This window comes from Staphylococcus debuckii, from assembly GCF_003718735.1.
In the GTDB taxonomy this organism is placed as follows: Bacteria; Bacillota; Bacilli; order Staphylococcales; family Staphylococcaceae; genus Staphylococcus; species Staphylococcus debuckii.
Window position 1 is genome coordinate 1,988,331 of record NZ_CP033460.1, and the last position, 20,752, is coordinate 2,009,082.

The following is a 20,752-nucleotide window of genomic DNA, read 5'->3' on the forward strand; positions in this document are numbered from 1 at the left end:
AGATAATCCTTAAATAAGGCTTTATCATCTTGTCCCTACTCTATTAATTAATTTTTATATCACCATGATTAGTGTAAAATTCAAGAACATTTTCGCCACTGCCGACTTTCTCATCCTTAAAGTAAGGGTTATTAACAACTTTTTCTCCATCAGATGGATTTAATTTTAATAACGTATCTTTAGGAACATTTTTATACGAGAAGCTGATACTTCCTTTTTTAGCAAATGATTTTAAATCACAAGCATCAGCCATCTTATTTAAAGTGATATTACCGTTCTCAATTATAAATACACTGTCTTGTACAATTGATTGCGTACCTGCTATAGAACCATTTTGAATTTTGACATCACTATTTTTTAATGTCGTCTGATCAAAGTCTAAATCTGTAGATTCTGCTTTGACCTCTATATTATCAAAGCGACTTTTAATAAAATTGATATTAGAAACATTATTCCAAATTGTAACTGTCTCAGCTGTTAGTTTATCTGTTACAATATTTCCAGTATCTGTCGAAATATTAATGTCTTGCAGTTTTTTCTTTGGCACTTCAATAATCATGTTTTGCTTATTCTGCTTAAAAGGATTGATTGTAGGTGCAATATCATTCTTTTGTTTCTCTGAAATTTTTAAAATACCGTTGTGAATTGAATAGTTGATTGGCTTCTCACCATTGTAATTCAACTTTAACTTATCCCCTTGCACAATTTTAATATTCGCCTTTTTACCACTTACCGTAATATCTTGAACTTTTTCATCAGTAAAAGTTTTATGTACTTTTTCATTAGGCAAGATATTTTTATCATGTACAAACCAAACCAGAGAGCCGAGTGAAAAGAAAGTAATAAATATGACAATTCCGATTATCAATAATTTCTTCATCCTTGCATGCTCCCTTTTATTAGTTTTAAGTTCCATCGTAAATATTTCAAAATTAATTTATACAGAATTTCAGCTAATTTAAATATTAAAACAATAAATATAATACCTAGACCCAAATAACCTATCGAGAATAAGAAGTCACTAAATAGAAAATGTGAAAATCCATCTAAGATGTTTGCAAATGCCATTATAATCGGTGATAACAGCAAGACAAGCGAAATGAGCAGCATAGCAAGCATAATAATTACTACAAAAATCAAAGGAATTAATATAATCACTAAAGTCAGCAATCCTATACCAACAGTTGCCAATACTGCTTTGGTAACATTCTGCGCATTAGGAGCGCTTTCTGCATTATCAATTGCGTGTTGAGCATAAATCTCTTTAGCAATTTTCTTAGGAGATTCCATACTTTCTAAGATTTCAACTTCAGAACGTCCTTTTCGTTCTCCTTCATAAAAGATATCTTCATAATGAAACATGATTCGGTCTTGTTCTTTTCTGGGCAACCATCTTAATTCGCTTTCCAAGTCATTTAAAAATGTAATTTTGTTCAATTGGTCCACCTCCCAGATTTCCCTATATTATACTTTAAACTCACAAAGCTTTAAAATATTTAAACTTTAAAAATATATATAAATGTTTATTGCCTATGTTCTTAATAATAAATTATTCTAACAAAAAAGATGACGCCTTAGATTATCGACGCCACCTTTAAACATAAATTTACCATTTATAAAATTCAATTCGTCGAATTTCATCATTTTGATATAAAACTTTCAAATTAAGATGGTTATCTTTATCTGAATAAGTTAAAGTTTTATAATCATTTTTACCTTTACTCAATTGATAGCCGCTTCCTAATGCTTGTATTACATCATCGATAGAATCCCCTACTGTGAAATTTTGATTTGTTCCGATTTTATTATCTTTAATTAGCATAATCCCTTTAATACGTTGTGATTTTTTATCTACCTTCACCATAAAATTAGGATGCTTTTCATTATAATAAAAATTGTAGCGATCAACTTGAATCTCGTGATTCACTTTAAATCCTTTTTCATTAAATTTTTCATTCATTTTTAAATTATCAATTTTCAGTTCAGATAAATCGACTGATTTTGTATTATTAATATACCCCGATATTAATAGAGTTACTACACTGATTACTATAAATACAGTAATTGCAACCAGCTTATTTCTCATAGAATTCACCACTTTCTTTAATTTAATTAAGTTTGTTCTATTTTCATCTCTATCATACTACTTTTTAATTATTTACACTCTAAAATATGCTATGTAATCGTTTTTTTCACAAAAGATGAGCGTTTTAACCACAAACTTTAAATATTTGAATTTTCTAAACTTTTCCTTTTTATTCCTTATTAAAAATTGCTATAATATTTATAATATACGAAGGGGGTATGAGCATGGCAAATTTAGAAACGTACTATAAAAACAGCCAAGATCTAAGCACGTACATTGAGCAAATGAGTGAAAATAAGGAAGCATTGTTAAAAATTTACAATGATTTTTCAGTACCGCAAGATGATGAGCGTATCAATAAAATTAAACAAAAAGATTATAACAAAGTACTTGTGATTTCAGAAGATTGGTGTGGGGACGCCATGATGAACATTGCAATTTTGAAACACATCAGCGAATTATTAAATTTAGAAGTCCATGTCTTTCACAGAGACCAAGACACTGATTTAATTGATCAATATTTAACTAATGGCAAATCACGCTCAATCCCAATCTTTATATTCTTAAACGATAACTTTGAGCAAGAAAATGTTTGGGGGCCACGCGCAACTTCTGTTCAATCTTTTGTAGAAAAAACACGTAAAGATTACTTACCAAGCAAAGAAGATCCTGATTATGACGAAAAAGCACAACAAGTACACACGGTAATTGCTAATCGTTTCAAAACAGATTCTAATCTTTGGAAAGATGTCTATAATTCAATCATTGATAAGTTACTCAACCCTTAAAGCATAGGTAAAGCCGGAATGCAGCATAGCTGATTGATTCCGGCTCTTCCAATTATATATCTTTGCGTGAGATGTACAATGCATTTGCGATGAAGAATACCACAATCGATGCTGAAGAGATAAACCACTGCCAATGTGAAAATGTGTAGCTGCCAGAGGTTGTTTTGCTAGTTAAGTAACTAAACGGAATATACTTTAAAGATTTTTGAATATTATCCCCGATTTTTGGAATCATTGGTATGAATGGTTCTGCAAACGGCACAATTAATATTAAGAAAATACCTAGTGCATAAATAAGTGCTGGTTTTGGCACAATTAAGGAAATTAAGAACAGCAACAAACCAAAGAATAAGAAGAAAATCAAATAGAACCATAAAATTTGTATAAACTTCTCATCCTTAAGATCCGGCCCTTTAGTTACACTTTGGACAATATATACAAACAAATCAAGGATACCTGTCATTAATAAAGCGATAAACATAATTGAAATTACTTTAGCAATAAAGTATTTCACACGACTGCTGACTTTATTCAAGTAAAGCTGAATCGTACCTTGTCCAATATCCCTCGTAATTGTTTTAATCACAAAGAGTAAACCGACTATAGAAAAGAACCAACTGCCCGCTGACATAATCGTATCAGCATTAACTTTATGCATTTGTTGATTAATCAAAGCTGTAATACCGATTAATGGTAAGAAAGTTAAAATGAATGCTAAATAAGTGAGCGGACTTTTTAAAATACTAATTATGTCAAATTTTACTAATTGAAAGATTTTCACTTTTTCTCACCTCTTTGATTAATATTAAAGTAAGTATCTCTTAATGAAGTTTTACGTGTTTCAATATATTCAGGATATATTTCTAACCCTGCCAAACCTTTTAATAAAGGCTTATAATCTTTTATAGCTTGAAGAGAAATTTCTCCTGACTCCTTATGACTCTGTAGAATTTTAAAGTGCACAGTTAAATAATCTAAAACTTCTTTGAACTTTTCATTTGTCAAATCATGGCCTAACGTTAAAACAGTTGTATCTTGAGGTGTGCCTTGTGACATATCAACATCTTGAACAAAATGACCGTCACTTAGAAAAACGGCTCTATCACAAATCAATTCAATATCTTCCAGTTTATGACTTGAAATTAAGATATGCATATTTAATTCTTTTACAAGTTTTTGAATTGTTTCTAATACGTCAATTGAGCCATCTGGATCCATACCATTTGTAGGCTCATCCAATATTAAATATTTCGGTTTATTCATTAATGAAACTGCTATAGCTAGCTTTTGTTTCATCCCCATTGAATACTTTTTAACTTTCTTTTTTATATACGGTGCCATACCGAATGCATCGATAATTTTTTGTGCATATGCTTTATCAAAGCCTTTGCCTAATACTTGTGCAAAAATTTTCAAGTTGTACAAACCTGTTTTATTGTCATAAAGTTTAGGATGTTCAATTAAGTATCCCACTCTATCCTCAGGAGATAAATCTACCTTTCCTTTATAATTAATAATGTTACCATTCATAATCTTCATTAAAGTTGTTTTACCAACGCCGTTCTTACCAATTAAACCGACAATACGACTGTCATCAAAGTTAAAATCAATATCATTCAATACTTTGTTATCGCCATATTGCTTGGTGATATGTTCTAATTTCATCAAAATTACCTCCTTTAATGTAGTTGTTTCGTTTTTTTAATTCGTCTCAACTGTTTTAAATAAGTAAAACTAAAGAAAGCTAAACTAAGAATCAATAACAAAACACCTGCGCCATTTATAAAGTTATTGATAAAACTATCTGTCATTTTCATAGGTTTTGTAATACGGACTACACCAAACATTGCAAAAGTAATCACAAACGGCATAATAAGATTCATCACAACTACAAATCCCCAATAGGGTATAAAATCTCTTCTGATTTCAGAACACTTAGGAAATGCAATCGCATGTCCTATCAAATTTATTGCTATGAAAAATAAAGGGGTAGTCATATTTACACCATTAATCTCCCCGCTTGCTGGAATGTCATAATAGCAAAGTAAAATTAAAGCACCAGCTAGAGACATAATAACAGTGGTTAAATAATGCGCATCGGTTTGTTCTTTAGCGCTAAAGGGCAAGCTGTGATTAAAATAATAAGCTTTATTTCCGCCCAATTTAAATTGCAATCTAAATGCGTTTCCGCAATCAAAAAGAGAAATAAGCATTATAATTGCAGCAATAATTGAATAGAAAAAACCTCCAATCATTGTATTTTTATCAATAAACAAGTGATATATAGGCGAGATTATCAGTAAAATTAAATAGAGTATTAATGATGATTTCCTTAGTTTTAAATTACGTATAATGAGTTTTTTCATAGAATATCACCTAATTTAATCGTGTCTAATCCACTTTGCTCGATATTCACCATTAATTCTTCAATGCTAGGCTGTTTAATTACTACTCGATTACCGAATAATTCTTTAAAAGCTTCTGCCTCTCTAGTTAAACCTTCATAACCTGTTTGTTTTATTTTCAAATTGATAATATAACTCATTAATTCTTCATCAAGGTCTTCGATATTCCCACGTATAACTTGATATTTTTTCAATAATGTATGTTTTTGTTCATCAAAGATAATTTCACCGTTCTTAAGATAGACAAGATGATCTGCTATTTTTTCAATATCTGAGATAATATGTGTAGAAAAGAAAACCGATTTTTTCTCATTTATTAATTCATCTTGAATAATTTCAAGCACTTCATTTCGAGTTACAGGATCTAAACCCGCTGTCGGTTCATCTAGTATATAGAGTTCTGCATGATGACTGAAAGCAATTGCAAATGAGAGTTTCATCTTCATTCCTGTAGAAAAAGTCTTGATTTTCTTATTTAAAGGTAATTGAAATTTTGCGATATATTTTTCAAATAATCCTTTATCCCAAGTGCTATACATCAGACTAAAGACTTTTTCGCACTTTGTAATATTCCACTTTTCATTTAAGTATAATTCTGAATAGATAAAGCCTATTTTTTCTTTGATTTCTTTTTCAAAGTTCGGCATTTTCTCGCCCAGCATATGAACAGTACCGGAGTCAGGTGCTAAAAGATTCATAATCAAACGAATCAATGTTGTTTTTCCTGCACCATTTGAACCAATAAAACCAGTGACATAACCTTTTGGTACGTGAAATGAAATATCACTAAGTTCAAAGTTGCTAGTCTGATAAGTAAGATGCTTAACGTCAATGGCATTTTGATTCATTCTCTTTCCTCCTCATAAATCAGCGATAAAATTTCAGTCAGTTCATCAAGTGACATCCCAATGGTCTTTGCTTCTTTGACTAATGATTTCGTTAAATCTTCAATCACAATAAATTGTTTTTCCTTCAATATAGCGTTATCTTGTTCTTTGACAAAAGTGCCTCTCCCTCTCACCGTTGTCACAAATCCATCTTTTTCAAGATCTTCGTAAGCGCGTTTAGTCGTAATTAAACTTACACTTAAATCCTTTGCAAGTTCTCTCATAGATGGAAGGTGTTCGCCAGGTGAAATATAGCCCTTAAGAATATTCTCTTTGATTTGCTGCTTGATTTGTTCATAAATCGGATATTCACTATTATTATTAAGCAGTATTTTCATGTAACTCCTCCATAACTGTATATACACAGTATACACACATATATACATGATGTCTACAATTTTCAATACTTTTATTGCTAATACAGTGAAATTGCTTATCTAAGTGTATATATAAAGTATATATAAAGTATATACAAAGATAAAAAAAGTAACCGCACTTAAAATATAAATGCAGCTACTTTTTATTGAACTTATCTCTTTCTCTTTTTCTTCTATCGTTATTGCGACTAATAAAAGCGCAAATCATAAACATAATTGCTGCAAGCATTAATTTGATGCCCGAACCTTCCTGATGGGCCGTTTGAAAATAGATACTTACCGCAAAACATAGCAACGCAATAACAACGAAGATTTTTGTTAAATGTTTCATTTTTTCACCTCAAACAAGTTGATTATAACAAATATTTTCTGTACGTACATATCTTGCAACAATTCATGAAAGCTATTTCATTTTCTTCTTTAGATAAAAAAATGTGTCAATTTGGCAGAAATTTCTATAACTATACTTTATATTTCTACGTATTCAAGATAAGATAGTAATAAATTAAGACTTAAAAAGTGAGGCTGAATTTATTATGAACCCATTAGCACTAGACTTAAATGAGCAACTGACTCAATCCAATCCTGTCATTTTGGATATGCTTTCTGATTTAGGAAAACACATGTTTTATCCGAAAGGTATTTTATCTCAATCAGCAGAAGCAAAAACTACTAAGTACAATGCGACAATTGGAATGGCTACAGATGATAACGGAAAACTTTATTCACAAACTATCTATGATTTATATCAACATCTTGATCCAGATGAAATTTTTCCATATGCACCGCCTCAAGGTATTGAAGAATTACGTGGTCTTTGGGAAGAGAAGATTCTGCAAGAGAATACTGATTTAACACAAAAGCAGATTTCCAGACCTGTCGTAACTAATGCATTAACACATGGATTATCTTTATTAGCAGATTTATTTGTTAATTCAGGAGACACTGTATTATTACCTAAACAAAATTGGGGAAACTATAAATTAATTTTCAATACACGTCACGGTGCCGAATTACAAACTTATTCAATTTTCGATGAAGATAATCATTATACGACTGATGGGTTCGTAAATGCACTTAAGAACTATAAAAATGATAAAGTGATTTTATTATTAAATTATCCTAACAACCCAACTGGATATACGCCTACTGCAGAAGAAGTTAAATCACTCACTGAAGCAATTAAAGAACTTGCAGAACGCGGAACTAAAGTTATTGCTATTATAGATGATGCATATTTCGGTCTTTTCTATGAAGATGTTTATACTCAATCTATTTTCTCAGCTTTAACACAAATCCACTCACCTAATATCTTGCCTGCTAGATTAGATGGAGCCACTAAAGAGTTCTTCGCATGGGGATTACGTGTCGGCTTTATCACTTTCGGTATTCAAGATGAGATGACGAAAGCAGTGCTTGAAGCTAAAGTTAAAGGATTAATTCGTAGTAATATTTCTAGCGGTCCAATGCCTTCTCAAAGTGCTGTTAAATATGTATTGCAACCTGAACACCGCGAACAATTTGATAAAGATGTTCAAAAACATATCAATACACTGAAAGAACGTTATGAAGTTACTAAATCAGTGGTATATGATGATAAATATAAAGATGCTTGGAAAACGTATGACTTCAACTCTGGATACTTTATGGCTATTCAAGTTAATGGTGTTAATGCTGAAACATTGCGTAAGCATCTTATTGAAAAATACTCCATCGGTACAATTGCTTTAAATGATACTGACATCCGTGTTGCATTTAGCTGTATCGAAAAAGATGATATTCCTCATGTTTTCGATTCAATTGCTAAAGGCATTGCGGACTTGAAAGCTTAATATTTAAAATTATTGATATGGTTAAACAGTAAACTCCCTATAAAGCAGTCAGAGCTTTATAGGGAGTTTTAGTTTGTATAGATTCTTTGGTGTTACACTTACTTCCATTCTTTCGGCACAATAAATCCTTTATATTTATCTTGTTTCTCATACCATTTTTGGAATTCTTTAGAATAATATGCTTTTTTAAGCGCTTTTGCCCAATCAGTATCTTTATTTTCCTCATTAATCGTCAAAACAACTTTATGCTGCTGAGGCGTTTTCTCTACTAATAATCCATCTGCAATGATACGCTTTGAATCCGCGATATAATTTCCATTTACCACGCCATAGTCCACATCATCTAGTGAACGTAAAATCTGTGCAGGATGTAACTCTTTAAATTTCAAATTATACTTGCCAGGTTTCACGCTATTTTGATTAAAGTTAACAGTCCCTGCGTCTTTATCGATTTTTACCCAGCCTTCTTTTTCAAAGATGCGAAAAGCTCTTTCTTGGTTGACTGGATCATTAGGAACTGCGATTGTTTGACCGTCTTTTAGTTCTTTTAAAGAAGAGTGTTTCTCAGACCACAATGATTGCGGAGCAGTCGGCACATCATTATTCACTATCATGTGGCCTTTCATTTTGTTATTGATACTATTCATATACGCTCTACTTTGAAAGACTGAAGCATCTACATCCCCTTTGATCATAGCGGGATCTATTTGATCATTTTGCGAAAAAGTTTTGATTTTCACGTCATATCCTTCTTTTTTCAAAATGGGTAATATACCTTTCCTGAATTGCTCTTCATATGTACCAACACCAAAAGCAATCGTAAATTTCTTTTGCTCAGGTTCTTTGGCACTTTGCTTACCGCACCCTGCAAGTATGCATGCAAAAATAAGTGATACTATAATTAATCGTTTTGTCATGGTGTTATCCCCTTCTATTTCTTACTAAATTACTATGTTTAATATATTAGCATTATTGTTCTAATAAATGTAGTGCAACTTTTAATTTTCGTTAAAATGAGTAAATGCCAATACTCCAAATAGCTAATGTCTAGCAATAAATTTCTGAATATTTAAAAAAATAACTTGGTAGATGCGGCAGAACCTGTTAAAATATATAAATATTACTAAATTGCAATACAACATTTAATGGGGGATTAACACATGATTTCATTTGAGAACGACTATCTAGAAGGCGCACATGAAAAAGTTTTAGAAAAAATTGTTGAAACGAACTATATACAAGAACCAGGCTACGGTAGTGATTCATTCAGTAAAGAAGCCATCGAAAAAATTAAAGATGTAATCGGACAACCAGATGCATCAGTATATTTTTTAAGCGGTGGCACACAAACAAACCAAGTAGTTATTGATGCAGTACTAAAGAAATATGAGGGTGTTATTGGAGCAGACACAAGCCATATCAATGTTCATGAGGCGGGAGCAATTGAGTTTTCAGGTCATAAAGTACTTACTCTCCCATCTGAAAAAGGAAAAATCACGGCAGATCAAGTACAAAAATATATCAACGACTTGTATGAAGACTCTAACTACACACATATGGTCACGCCGGGGATGGTTTACGTTACTTATCCAACAGAATACGGCACACTCTATACAAAATCAGAACTTGAGGCATTATCTCACATTTGTAAGAGCTTCAATATTCCGCTTTATATTGATGGTGCACGTTTAGGTTATGGTTTAGTTAGTTCAGAAGCTGATGTGGATATTAAAGATATTGCTCGCTTAGCAGATATATTTTATATAGGCGGTACTAAAATCGGTGCGTTGTATGGCGAAGCAATCGTATTTTCTCAACAATATAAGCCGCAACATTTCAACACGGTTATCAAACAACATGGTGCACTCTTAGCAAAAAGCAGACTTGTGGGTGTGCAATTTTCAACTTTATTTACGGACAACTTATACTTTGATATCAGCGCGCATGCTGTAAAAATGGCGATGAAGATTAAAAAGGCTTTTGTAAATAAGGGTTATCAATTATATATAGATTCTCCTACTAATCAGCAGTTTTTCTTAATTGATAATCGTACAATTACTGAACTCAGTAAAAAAGTAAAATTTACATGCTGGGAAAAATTTGATGACAATCATAAAATTGTTCGGTTCGCTACTAGTTGGGCTACACGTGAAAAAGATGTAGATTTTCTTATAGAACAAATTTAAAATTACTTTTATATTTGTTGAAGAGCGGGATAGTCATAATATTAAATAAAAATTATTTCCGTCCCAGCCCTCTAACTCCTACTAGGATAAAAAAAGACGTGAGGCAAGCTCGTTATCTATTGAGATAGCGACAACCTGTAAAATAACACATTTATTTACCAGTATCCGTTCCAAATCTAAAATATAAACAAAGTGCTATTATCGGAATCAGGAAAAACCTTTTAAATATTATATAACTCAAAATCAATATTATGAAGTAAGCTATAAGAGTAAAGATTATAGTACTCACTAGACCAATAAATTGATTTCCATCCTCTGATCTAGAAATGTGAAGAGAATATATAAACTCTCCTACATAATTGAGGGAAATTAAAAATAAATTTTTACAAATATAAATGGTACATCCTATTGATAAAAAAAGCGCTAAAAGTTCTAAAAGTTCCACATTCTTTATCTCCTTTTATCTTTTTATATCTCAAATTATACATTATATTTTAAGTCTAACCACGCATATAATATAAAATAATTTATTTGAAGTCACTAGAGTTAGTAATAAAAAAGGCGTTTCTCAAAAGATTAACTAATCTTATGGGAAACGCCTTAAAAAATATTATTCAAATAATTATGTCATTCCAAAAACATAAATACTGCAACACCAACGGTTCAGAACCTATTTTACATCATACCTGGCATTCCACCCATTGCTGGGCCGCCTGCATCATTATTTTCTTCAGGAAGTTTTGCTACTACTGCTTCTGTAGTTAAGAACATTGCGGCTACACTTGCTGCGTTCTGCAATGCGGAACGTGTTACTTTAGTAGGATCTACGATACCTGCATCTAACATATTTACCCATTCATTTGTTGCAGCATTATAACCTACACCTGGGTCAGCATGTTTAAGTTTTTCAACAATAATTGAGCCTTCCAAGCCAGCATTTTCAGCAATTTGACGAACTGGTGCTTCAAGTGCTTTCAATACGATATTGATACCTGTTTCAACATCGCCTTCCGCTTCAATTTCAGCCACTTGTTTATATACATTCACTAATGCAGTACCGCCGCCTGCTACGATACCTTCTTCAACAGCTGCACGTGTTGAGTTTAAAGCATCTTCTATACGAAGTTTACGTTCTTTCAATTCTGTTTCACTAGCAGCCCCTACTTTGATTACAGCAACGCCACCTGTTAATTTAGCTAAACGTTCTTGTAATTTTTCACGGTCGAAATCAGAGTTAGTTTCTTCAATTTGTGATTTTAATTGTGTTACACGTGCATCAATTGAATTTTTGTCTCCGTCACCGTTAACAATTGTAGTGTTATCTTTAGTAACCTCTACTTTGTTAGCAGTACCTAACATATCAACAGTTGCATCTTTCAAGTCATAACCTAAATCATCAGTAATAAATTGTGCACCTGTTAAGATAGCAATATCTTCAAGCATAGATTTACGACGATCGCCGAAGCCAGGTGCTTTAACTGCGACTGCAGTAAATGTACCACGCATACGGTTTAATACGATATTTGTTAAAGCGTCACCTTCAACTTCGTCTGCAATAATTAAAATAGGACGATTAGATTGAACAATTTGTTCTAATAAAGGAAGAATATCTTGGAATGAACTGATTTTCTTATCTGTTACTAAAATATAAGGGCGTTCTAAATCCGCTTCCATTTTTTCCGAATCTGTCACCATATAAGGTGATTGGTAGCCACGGTCAAATTGCATACCTTCTACCACTTCTAATTCTGTATTGAAGCCATTAGATTCTTCAATACTGATAACGCCGTCATTACCTACTTTATCCATAGCTTCAGAAATGTATTGACCAATTTCTTCATCTGCAGCTGAAATCGCACCAACTTGCGCAATTTCGTTTTTATTTTCAACTTTTTGTGATTGGTCATGTAAAGCTTTCACCGCTTCAGTTACTGCTTTATCAATACCTTTACGTAAACCTACTGGATTAGCACCGCTTGTTACGTTTTTCAACCCTTCTTGAATCATAGCTTGTGCTAATACTGTTGCTGTAGTTGTACCGTCACCAGCAATTTCATTTGTTTTATTTGCTACTTCTTGAACTAATTTAGCTCCCATATTTTCGTATGGGTCTTCAAGTTCGATTTCTTTAGCAATTGTGACACCATCATTTGTAATTAAAGGTGCGCCGTATTCTTTATCTAAAACGACATTGCGTCCTTTAGGTCCGATTGTAACTTTAACTGCGTTCGCAAGTTGATCTACCCCGCGAAGCATTGATTGACGTGCATCTTCAGAAAATTTGATTTCTTTAGCCATAAATTATAGCCTCCTGTGTTAATGTGATTGATATTGTTTTTATTGTACGATTGCAAGAACTTCTTCTTCGTTGATTACAAGATATTTCTCTTCTCCTACTTGCACTTCACTGCCAGCGTATTGTTCAAACACCACTGTGTCTCCTTCTTTGACCTCTGGAGTTACTCGCTCACCATTATCAAGTAATCTACCTGGTCCAACTGAGATTACTTTACCTTCATTTGATTTTTCTTTAGCTTTATCAGTTAATACAATACCGCTCTTAGTTGTTTGTTCACTTTCGACTCTTTTAATAATCACGCGATTTCCTAATGGTTTTAGCATAAAGCGTTCCTCCTCTGATATGTTGCATATTGCATTTCAAATCTTTAATTTTATTATTTATTAATCAAATTGCTTTAGCACTCTCAATTCAAGAGTGCTAATTTACTTCTTATATTAATCAAAATAGGTCAAAACATCAAGCATTAAGAATTATATTTTCGTCTATCCTTCTTTTAGTATAGAATAGAAGTAATTATTAATTTGGAGGATTGAAACTTATGTCGCGATTATGGTTTTCAATACTTACCCTAATCGTATACGCATGCGCACTATTCGGAGTTCAAGGTTTCTATAGTGCAGGTGTATACAAGGGACTGCAAGGCAAATCCTTAATGCTTGCTACATCCTATACGCAAGTCGGCTTAATGGTTGTCGCTGCGATTTTAATATTATGGATGAATAACCATGTAAAAAACCCTACACATCTTGATATAGCAAACGATAAAGTAAAGAAACGGTTCGTTATTCCTTGGGCGCTTGTAGGATTAATCGTCGTATTGGTGTATCAAGTGATTGCATCATTGATTAACCAATTTGTGTTCAAAGTGGATCAACCGAGTCCCAATACAACTGGCATTATGAAAATGATTCAAGAAGCTCCAATTTTCATTATTCTAGTGACTATTGCTGGACCTCTTCTAGAAGAATTTGTTTTCCGAAAAGTTATTTTCGGCAATATCTATGAAATACTGAAAGGCAATAAAGTAGTTCGTTTTATTATTGCTGCTACAGTAAGTTCAGCTTTATTTGCTACAGCGCATAACGATCCATCATTTATTATCGTTTACTTCGGTATGGGCTTTATTTTATCCGGCTTTTATATTTATACCAAACGGATTGCTGTACCAATATGTATTCATATTCTGATGAACAGCTATGTAGTGGTTATACAATTCTTATTTGCCGACAAAATAAAAGAAATGCAAGAATCTATGCAAATGATACTACATATTTTTCTTACTTAGTATTATCACCTGATATACAATTCAAACGTATATCAGGTCTTTTGTTTAGAAAAAAACTGCCAAAGCTATAAACTTTGACAGTCCTCATCAATTTAATCTTCTTTTTCTTGATTCTCATCATTTCTGCGATGAATAATCATTAAAATAATAAACCATATAAACGCTGCTCCGAATGTTGCTAACAATGTAGCGATTAAGCGAGGGTGACCTTTTTCAATTTTTTCACTTTCTGTTTTGGTTTCTTTTCCCTCTTCCTTAGTATTATCAATTTTTTCTGAGTAATCTTTAGCATGGTTAGTAGACCCTACTTCGAAATTAGCACTTTTCTTAGTGCGTTTTAAATCAGGCATTGAACCAATATCCCCGGTAATTAGTCCTAATACTTGCACATCCAAATTATCATAATATTGTTGAGCATCTGTTGGGTTGAAAAATTGATATTTAAAATAACCCGTACTTTCTTGAAGGTTATTTAAATCTCGATTACTCGCAAAATTTTGATGTTCTAAAGCACTATGGATATCGCCTTCAGTGGTATTACTATCTTCACTCATGCGGCTCACTTGATTGATAACAAACGGATTGTATTTAAAGGAACCCGTTACAATATGTCCAAAGCGATTGCCTGCTAAATTCATAGTAGTAAAAGGCACTAGATATTGACTAGCCTTATGCATTGTCTTATCAGATGCTTTTTGCTGAGTTGGAGGCTGAGTTAAATTATTATAAAAGTTGCCTTTCCATGAATTGCGATTAGGGTGCTTTTTATTTTGCTGCTCAGTTGCCCCACTCGTTTTTGCATAAGGATAATTATTCCAATTTTTAGTCGGAACTTTATTAGAATTATTCGGTAATTTTGTATATCCATTCTTTTCTTTATAATAATTATTTTCTTTTCTGCCTGTTGTATTTGTATCTTGTTGTTTATCCTTATTCAAGTCAGGTTGAGGACGACGCGTTGGTGTTTGATGATTTTGAGATGGCGCTTTCGGATTTTGATTCCCTTTTGGTGGTTGAGGTTGTTTAGGCTCGTTCGTCGACTCTGTATCTTTTTTAGGGTTCGGCGAATCTGGTTGTTCAGTACCTGTATTTGTATGATTTTCTTCTTTATTTGGTTGGGCAGTTCCCGCGCCCTCTTTTTCAGAACCATCATTCTTAACATGCGTTGAGTGACTGCCACTGCCACCTTTACCATCATTCGGGTCTACATTTGAAGGATGCTCTTCACTATTACCCGGCTGTTGATTCGGCTTTGTTGTTTCATTGTGTTCCCCCGTGTTTGTGGGACGCGCATTTCCGTTTTCTTGCCCATTGGAAGGTGCATTCGGCTGATTAGGTTCTTCAGCATTTTCATTTTTAGTATTATTTGCAGGAGGTTTTGATTCATTAGGTTGATGTTCTTCAGCATTTTCACCTGCACTATTATTCTCGTTATTATTTGGAGTGGTATTAGGTTTTGAACCTGTTGCATTCTCATCTGTTTCTTCAGAATGGTTAGTCGGATTTTGTGTTTGATTTCCATTTGCCCCATTGTTTGATGGAACTTGAGCACCTGAAGAATCTGGATGTGATGCTTCTTCTTTATTCGAAGTGTGATTATCATCAGCTGGGCTTGATGGATTATTACTATCATCTTGTTTTGGTACATTAGTGGCCGGATCAGATTCACCATTGTTTATTTCCGGCTTATTTGGAGGCTGAACACCTTGGTTCTGAATATCTCGGCTTTTTTGACTCGAATTTTGTTGTGATTCATCACTATTATCCTCTGTCGCCGTGTTAACTTGCGGAACTTCATTATTGTTTTGGGATTCTGCGGCTGAAGCATTCAAATGCGCACATGGAAAAAGAAATCCAGCTGCTACTACAGAAATTGATAGATTTTTTATAATTTTATTTTTCATCACAAAAAGCACCTCCCTTCTTACAAAAATATAGTAATCAATTTAAGTATATAAGAAGATGAAGATAAATTCTATAAGTTGGACTGATTGAAATGAACTATTAATATTATTAATAATTTGTAATATTTACTATTGTATGCAAGAGTAATTTGAATATTTGCAACATTGGAATTTCAGTTCGTAATTTAGTAAAGTGAATATAAAAGCGAGGGAGATGACGCAAAATGAAAATTCAACTTTTCCAATTCAATATTCAACCTGCAGATACAAAAGCTAATCAGAAAAAAATTGAAGCTCTATTTTCAGAGCAATTAGACTCAGATACAGAAATCGCAGTCATACCCGAAATGTGGAATAACAGTTACGCCTTAGATAAATTGGAACAATTAGCGGATCAAGATTTACAACAGAACTTCCCTTTTATCCAGAAATTAAGCCAACAATATAATGTCACAATTGTTGCGGGATCGGTTTCGAATAGCAGAAACCAACAAGTATATAACACTGCATTTACAGTCAGTAATACAGGAGAACTTCTCTATCAATATGATAAGATCCACCTTGTCCCGATGTTAGATGAACATCTATTTTTAAATGGAGGGCAAGAAGTACCTTATACTTTCCAGCTGGCTCGAAATGTCAAAGCGTCTCAAATTATTTGTTACGATTTAAGATTTCCTGAAATCGCGAGACACCCCGCAATCAATGGAGCAGACATCCTCTTCTATGTAGCAGAGTGGCCTAAAGCACGTTTAAATCATTGGAGAACGTTATTACAAAGCAGAGCCATTGAGAATGACAGCTTTATTGTTGCTTGTAATAGTTGCGGATTTGAAAAAGACGGCGGAACAGAGTACGCGGGTCATTCTATGGTAATTAATCCGAATGGAGACATACTAGCAGAAGCTGGCGAACAAGAAGAAACTTTAACAGTGGATATTAATCTAGCTGAAGTAACAAAACAACGCGAAAATATTCCAGTGTTCGAAAATCGCAAACCTGCCCTTTATAAATATGATAATTAAAGAAAAAATGCCCGTGAGTTTGGGAGGAACTCACGGGCTATTAAACTTATTATTAAGGGAATGTTTACAGTTATTTTTCTATCTATTTTTGGGGATGTTATTAATTATGAAAAATTTTAGTGAATTTACCGATATATGATAAATTTAATGATGCTCACGATAATTTTAATTACAGTTTATCTATTAAATGTTCTATCCAACAGATAAGCTATAAGGAACAGGAGGGAAATGCAAGGACAAACATTCCCTCCTGAAAAGGATTAAACAATTTAGTGCTTATACTCAAAGGACAATAAATAAAAGGGATTATTTTTTAGTGAATTTGTTTACTGTTTCGATAATTAATTTTACGAAATCACCGATTGTACCTACGATATCGCCTGCCATGTGACATACCTCCTTTACAATTTTTTAATGGTCAGTCGCGCATCCCATTCTTTTCTTTGCGAAGAATATCAAACGAGAATGCTGAAACTGTTCTTCTATACAAATAATCTTCGAACAACGCATTATTTAGCGTATTTTTTTACAGTGTCTAGAATCAAGTTAACAAAGCTTTTAACTGTGTCTACAATGTTGCCTGTCATCTCGACGCCTCCTCTCGAATTTGAGGTTTAGACATATATTCACCTATGTCTATAAGTAAAATTCTTCCTTCACTTCTATCACATCTCTGTGATACATCCTTATTAAAACATCTTGTTTAAATCTTTTGTTAAAAATTCCCTAAATAACTGTTTTTCCTACAAAACTGTATGCAAAATTATGTTAAAATATCGATATTAGCAATAATGGTACAGTTAGGAATTATAAATGAACAGTTAGGCAATAAATGAAAATTGCATACATTTAGGTTGTATAATGTTAATGAGGAGAGTGAGGCTATGCAAAAGGCTTTAGAAAGACGTATTGATGCTTGGGCGCAAGCCTTGCAAAAAAGAAATAACTTAGATCGAATTGCTTATTTAAAAATCAAATTAGGTCTTGAAGTTTTCTTTAGTAATCTTTTTAAAACAATAGTTGTTTATGGACTTGCTCTTCTATTCCATGTTTTTTTATACACTTTAACTGTTCATTTAAGCTACTTCATTATTAGACACTATGCACATGGCGCACATGCGAAATCAAAATTAGCATGTTATATAGAAAGTATTATGTTATTTGTAATTTTACCGTGGATATTGGTTTCTATCGATATACCACCAATTTTTATGACAGTAATGGGAGCGGTTGCATTTGTATTGATATGTATCTACGCTCCTGCTGCAACGCTTAAACAGCCTATTCCAAATCACATGAAGAAAAAGAAAAAAATTATGGCTATTAGTATAACTGTAATTTTGCTCATTGGTTCGTTCTTTATTCCACAACCTTTTAATGAGCTTGTACAGTTAGGTATCGTTTTAATTGGTGCTGCACAATTGCCTATATTTTTTCCAAAACAATCGAAAGGATGAAATTTAAATGGATATTTTAAACGGTATTTTTAAACTTTTCGCTTTTATCTTTGAACAAATTGGCAATATTGCTAAATATAATCCTTGTGTTGGTTTTTTTGATGAACCAGAAGTGCCTAGCGAACTATTAGACGAACAAAAATAAGTTTTTTCTTATTTAGAAAGTGTGAAAAAACATGGAGCTTTTAAACAGCTTATTTATAGCAGTTTTTCAAGAAGTTATGCTTTTCATAATTGCTAAAATAATTTTAAATATTAAATATGCAGCTAAGGATATATTATATATCTTGCTTATCATTTTAACTGGTAGTTTTTGTTACTACTTTTTTAATCGATTTGCTTTATTTATAGTAATCATAGCTGCTATTTTGTATTTTTATAAAAAAGTAAAACTTTACTCTTTTCTTACTATAATTGGAAGTATATTAATTTTATATCTCAGTAGTATGTCTACTCTATTGATATTTTTATTATTTGATATACGTAGTTTAAATATAATTATAGTTAATTTAATCTATATATTAATATTTGTATCTGTATCAATAGTTTGTTCTTTATCACTGAGATATCTTATTAAAATTTTGAGACAATCTTATTTATCGACCAATAAAATCTACATAACACTTGTAGCATTATTTCTATTCTTTACATTTGTGATGCTTTTTACTTTTATGCCATCAAGCATTGATAAATCAAGTACATTCAAACTTGTAATTATAGTATATGTGGCATTTATTTTAGCAATAGTTATACTGGTTATTGTCATATCTGTCTCGTTACTCCGCGAAATGCGCTACAAACGTCAAATGCAAGAAATTGATAATTACTATAAATATACAGTGCGTATTGAAAAGATTAATAATGATATGCGTAAATTCAGACACGACTATGTCAATATTTTATTATCTATGTCCGAATTTATACGAGATGACGATATGGAAGGTTTGAAAACTTATTTCGATAAAAATATCACACCTTTAAAAGATAATATTCAAACTAAATCATTTAAGATTAACGGTATCGAACATTTGCAAATACGTGAACTTAAAGGCTTACTAACTAGTAAAATTATTCAAGCTCAAGAAAATAATATTCAAGTGAGTGTAGAAGTACCAGACGAAATTAATGAGATTTCACTGAATATGATAGATTTATCAAGAATGGTTGGAATTATATTAGATAATGCTATTGAAGCTTCTTTAGAAATTGACAATCCATTGATTCAAATTGGGTTTATAAAAGAAGAAAACTCAGTAATGATCATTATTATGAACAAATGTGCGAAAGATATTCCTAAAGTGCATGAACTTTTCCAAGAAGGTTTTTCCACTAAAGGAAATAATAGAGGTTTAGGATTGTCTACATTAAAAGAAATATCCGAAAGTAAGGATAATGTCTTATTGGACACAGTCATTGAAAACGATTACTTTATTCAGAAACTAGAGATTATCAATACGAAACGTAAGGAGTGAGATAATGAAAATTATTATCTGTGAAGACGATCTGCAACAACGTTCTCATATCGAAGAAATTATCAATAATTATATTATGATTGAAGAAAAACCATTAGAAATTGTTTTGTCAACTGCGGATCCTTATGAAGTATTAGAGTATGCGAAAGCAACAAACGAAATTTGTTGCTATTTCTTGGATATCCAATTAGATGCAGATATTAATGGTATTAAACTCGGTAGTGAGTTGAGGAAATATGATACGATGGGCAGCATCATATTTATTACAAGTCACAGCGAACTCACTTATCTTACTTTTGTTTATAAAGTGGCTGCCATGGACTTTATTTTTAAAGACGATCCAAGTGAAATGAAATCACGTATTATCGATTGCCTTGAGACTTCCCTCACACGTTTGCAACTTCTTTCAAAAGAAAACAATGTAGAGACTATTGAATTAAAGAGAGGCAGCAATTCGGTATATGTGAATTACGATGATGTGATGTTCTTTGAATCTTCCTCTAAATCGCACCGTTTAATTGCACATTTGGATAATCGCCAAATTGAATTTTATGGCAGTTTAAAGGAACTGAGCAACATAGATGACCGCTTCTTTCGTTGCCATAACAGTTTTGTGATTAACCGCAACAATATTGAAGAAGTCATTTCTAAAGAACGCGAAATTCATTTTAAAAACGGCGAACATTGCTATGTCTCAGTTCGCAACCTTAAAAAAATATAAATTTAAAAGCCGATTAAGACCTTTA

Annotated in this window: 23 protein-coding genes; 9 read left to right on the plus strand and 14 right to left on the minus strand. The window is 32.4% G+C overall.

The window, feature by feature from the left end; translation table 11 throughout:
• Positions 1–43: 43 nt before the first annotated feature.
• From CNQ82_RS09525 to CNQ82_RS09535, 3 genes are all read right to left on the minus strand, one after another.
• Positions 44–880 (minus strand): DUF4097 family beta strand repeat-containing protein, encoded by an 837-nt coding sequence (locus CNQ82_RS09525; RefSeq protein WP_164711964.1) that lies wholly within the window; start codon positions 878–880, stop codon positions 44–46.
• Positions 877–1,437, minus strand: a complete 561-nt coding sequence (locus tag CNQ82_RS09530) for an HAAS signaling domain-containing protein (RefSeq protein WP_095104429.1) — start codon at positions 1,435–1,437, stop codon at positions 877–879. The genes CNQ82_RS09525 and CNQ82_RS09530 overlap by 4 nt, the downstream gene beginning before the upstream one ends.
• A gap of 169 nt (positions 1,438–1,606) precedes the next feature.
• Positions 1,607–2,086, minus strand: a complete 480-nt coding sequence (locus CNQ82_RS09535; RefSeq protein ID WP_123145066.1) for a hypothetical protein — start codon at positions 2,084–2,086, stop codon at positions 1,607–1,609.
• A gap of 224 nt (positions 2,087–2,310) precedes the next feature.
• Here CNQ82_RS09535 and CNQ82_RS09540 point away from each other — a divergent pair, with 224 nt between their 5' ends.
• Positions 2,311–2,874 carry a thioredoxin family protein gene (locus tag CNQ82_RS09540; RefSeq protein ID WP_123145067.1) on the plus strand — a complete coding sequence of 188 codons (564 nt, stop codon included), beginning with the start codon at positions 2,311–2,313 and terminating at the stop codon, positions 2,872–2,874.
• 52 nt (positions 2,875–2,926) lie between these two features.
• Here CNQ82_RS09540 and pmtD read toward each other — a convergent pair whose 3' ends face one another.
• The 6 genes from pmtD to CNQ82_RS09570 all read right to left on the minus strand — a co-directional run bounded on the left by pmtD (position 2,927) and on the right by CNQ82_RS09570 (position 6,874).
• Positions 2,927–3,655 (minus strand): phenol-soluble modulin export ABC transporter permease subunit PmtD, encoded by a 729-nt coding sequence (gene pmtD, locus CNQ82_RS09545; RefSeq protein ID WP_123145068.1) that lies wholly within the window; start codon positions 3,653–3,655, stop codon positions 2,927–2,929.
• Positions 3,652–4,539: a phenol-soluble modulin export ABC transporter ATP-binding protein PmtC gene (pmtC, locus tag CNQ82_RS09550; protein ID WP_123145069.1), complete on the minus strand. Its 888-nt coding sequence runs from the start codon at positions 4,537–4,539 to the stop codon at positions 3,652–3,654. The genes pmtD and pmtC overlap by 4 nt, the downstream gene beginning before the upstream one ends.
• 14 nt (positions 4,540–4,553) lie before the next feature.
• Positions 4,554–5,240 carry a phenol-soluble modulin export ABC transporter permease subunit PmtB gene (gene pmtB, locus CNQ82_RS09555; protein WP_123145070.1) on the minus strand — a complete coding sequence of 229 codons (687 nt, stop codon included), beginning with the start codon at positions 5,238–5,240 and terminating at the stop codon, positions 4,554–4,556.
• Positions 5,237–6,127: a phenol-soluble modulin export ABC transporter ATP-binding protein PmtA gene (gene pmtA, locus CNQ82_RS09560; protein ID WP_123145071.1), complete on the minus strand. Its 891-nt coding sequence runs from the start codon at positions 6,125–6,127 to the stop codon at positions 5,237–5,239. Before pmtA ends, pmtB begins: the two co-directional genes overlap by 4 nt.
• Positions 6,124–6,504, minus strand: a complete 381-nt coding sequence (gene pmtR / locus CNQ82_RS09565; RefSeq protein ID WP_095104415.1) for a PSM export ABC transporter transcriptional regulator PmtR — start codon at positions 6,502–6,504, stop codon at positions 6,124–6,126. Before pmtR ends, pmtA begins: the two co-directional genes overlap by 4 nt.
• A 175-nt stretch (positions 6,505–6,679) precedes the next feature.
• A complete protein-coding gene (locus CNQ82_RS09570; protein ID WP_095104413.1) occupies positions 6,680–6,874 on the minus strand; it encodes an SE1626 family protein in 195 nt (64 codons plus the stop codon).
• A gap of 205 nt (positions 6,875–7,079) precedes the next feature.
• Here CNQ82_RS09570 and CNQ82_RS09575 point away from each other — a divergent pair, with 205 nt between their 5' ends.
• Positions 7,080–8,375 carry an aminotransferase class I/II-fold pyridoxal phosphate-dependent enzyme gene (locus CNQ82_RS09575; RefSeq protein WP_123145072.1) on the plus strand — a complete coding sequence of 432 codons (1,296 nt, stop codon included), beginning with the start codon at positions 7,080–7,082 and terminating at the stop codon, positions 8,373–8,375.
• A gap of 98 nt (positions 8,376–8,473) precedes the next feature.
• Here CNQ82_RS09575 and CNQ82_RS09580 read toward each other — a convergent pair whose 3' ends face one another.
• Complete coding sequence (locus CNQ82_RS09580) at positions 8,474–9,292, minus strand: MetQ/NlpA family ABC transporter substrate-binding protein (RefSeq protein ID WP_123145073.1); 819 nt, start codon at positions 9,290–9,292, stop codon at positions 8,474–8,476.
• 243 nt (positions 9,293–9,535) lie between these two features.
• Here CNQ82_RS09580 and CNQ82_RS09585 point away from each other — a divergent pair, with 243 nt between their 5' ends.
• Positions 9,536–10,561 carry a threonine aldolase family protein gene (locus tag CNQ82_RS09585; RefSeq protein ID WP_123145074.1) on the plus strand — a complete coding sequence of 342 codons (1,026 nt, stop codon included), beginning with the start codon at positions 9,536–9,538 and terminating at the stop codon, positions 10,559–10,561.
• 675 nt (positions 10,562–11,236) lie between these two features.
• On the opposite strand, the gene groL is transcribed toward CNQ82_RS09585, so the two are convergent.
• Both groL and groES read right to left on the minus strand, forming a co-directional pair.
• Positions 11,237–12,859 (minus strand): chaperonin GroEL, encoded by a 1,623-nt coding sequence (gene groL, locus CNQ82_RS09595; protein WP_123145076.1) that lies wholly within the window; start codon positions 12,857–12,859, stop codon positions 11,237–11,239.
• A gap of 39 nt (positions 12,860–12,898) precedes the next feature.
• Positions 12,899–13,183: a co-chaperone GroES gene (gene groES / locus CNQ82_RS09600; protein ID WP_123145077.1), complete on the minus strand. Its 285-nt coding sequence runs from the start codon at positions 13,181–13,183 to the stop codon at positions 12,899–12,901.
• Between the two features lie 218 nt (positions 13,184–13,401).
• On the opposite strand from groES, the gene mroQ reads away from it, so the two are divergent.
• Positions 13,402–14,148 (plus strand): intramembrane glutamic endopeptidase MroQ, encoded by a 747-nt coding sequence (mroQ, locus tag CNQ82_RS09605; RefSeq protein WP_123145078.1) that lies wholly within the window; start codon positions 13,402–13,404, stop codon positions 14,146–14,148.
• Positions 14,149–14,240: 92 nt separating this feature from the next.
• On the opposite strand, the gene CNQ82_RS09610 is transcribed toward mroQ, so the two are convergent.
• Positions 14,241–16,052: an SdrH family protein gene (locus tag CNQ82_RS09610; protein ID WP_240624946.1), complete on the minus strand. Its 1,812-nt coding sequence runs from the start codon at positions 16,050–16,052 to the stop codon at positions 14,241–14,243.
• Between the two features lie 224 nt (positions 16,053–16,276).
• On the opposite strand from CNQ82_RS09610, the gene CNQ82_RS09615 reads away from it, so the two are divergent.
• Positions 16,277–17,077 (plus strand): carbon-nitrogen family hydrolase, encoded by an 801-nt coding sequence (locus CNQ82_RS09615; protein ID WP_123145080.1) that lies wholly within the window; start codon positions 16,277–16,279, stop codon positions 17,075–17,077.
• Positions 17,078–17,383: 306 nt separating this feature from the next.
• Here the strand turns inward: CNQ82_RS09615 and CNQ82_RS13470 are convergent, their stop codons facing one another.
• Positions 17,384–17,464 (minus strand): delta-lysin family phenol-soluble modulin, encoded by an 81-nt coding sequence (locus tag CNQ82_RS13470; RefSeq protein ID WP_047132799.1) that lies wholly within the window; start codon positions 17,462–17,464, stop codon positions 17,384–17,386.
• Between the two features lie 497 nt (positions 17,465–17,961).
• On the opposite strand from CNQ82_RS13470, the gene CNQ82_RS09625 reads away from it, so the two are divergent.
• Genes CNQ82_RS09625 through agrA form a run of 4 tightly spaced genes read left to right on the plus strand, consistent with a single transcriptional unit; the run spans position 17,962 to position 20,727 of the window.
• Positions 17,962–18,534 (plus strand): accessory gene regulator AgrB, encoded by a 573-nt coding sequence (locus CNQ82_RS09625; protein ID WP_123145081.1) that lies wholly within the window; start codon positions 17,962–17,964, stop codon positions 18,532–18,534.
• A gap of 7 nt (positions 18,535–18,541) precedes the next feature.
• Positions 18,542–18,679 (plus strand): cyclic lactone autoinducer peptide AgrD, encoded by a 138-nt coding sequence (gene agrD / locus CNQ82_RS09630; RefSeq protein WP_095104393.1) that lies wholly within the window; start codon positions 18,542–18,544, stop codon positions 18,677–18,679.
• Between the two features lie 31 nt (positions 18,680–18,710).
• Positions 18,711–20,006, plus strand: coding sequence for a quorum-sensing sensor histidine kinase AgrC (agrC, locus tag CNQ82_RS13475; protein ID WP_123145082.1), 1,296 nt, complete (start codon positions 18,711–18,713; stop codon positions 20,004–20,006).
• A 4-nt stretch (positions 20,007–20,010) separates the two neighbouring features.
• Positions 20,011–20,727: a quorum-sensing response regulator AgrA gene (gene agrA / locus CNQ82_RS09640; RefSeq protein ID WP_123145083.1), complete on the plus strand. Its 717-nt coding sequence runs from the start codon at positions 20,011–20,013 to the stop codon at positions 20,725–20,727.
• Positions 20,728–20,752 lie beyond the last annotated feature (25 nt).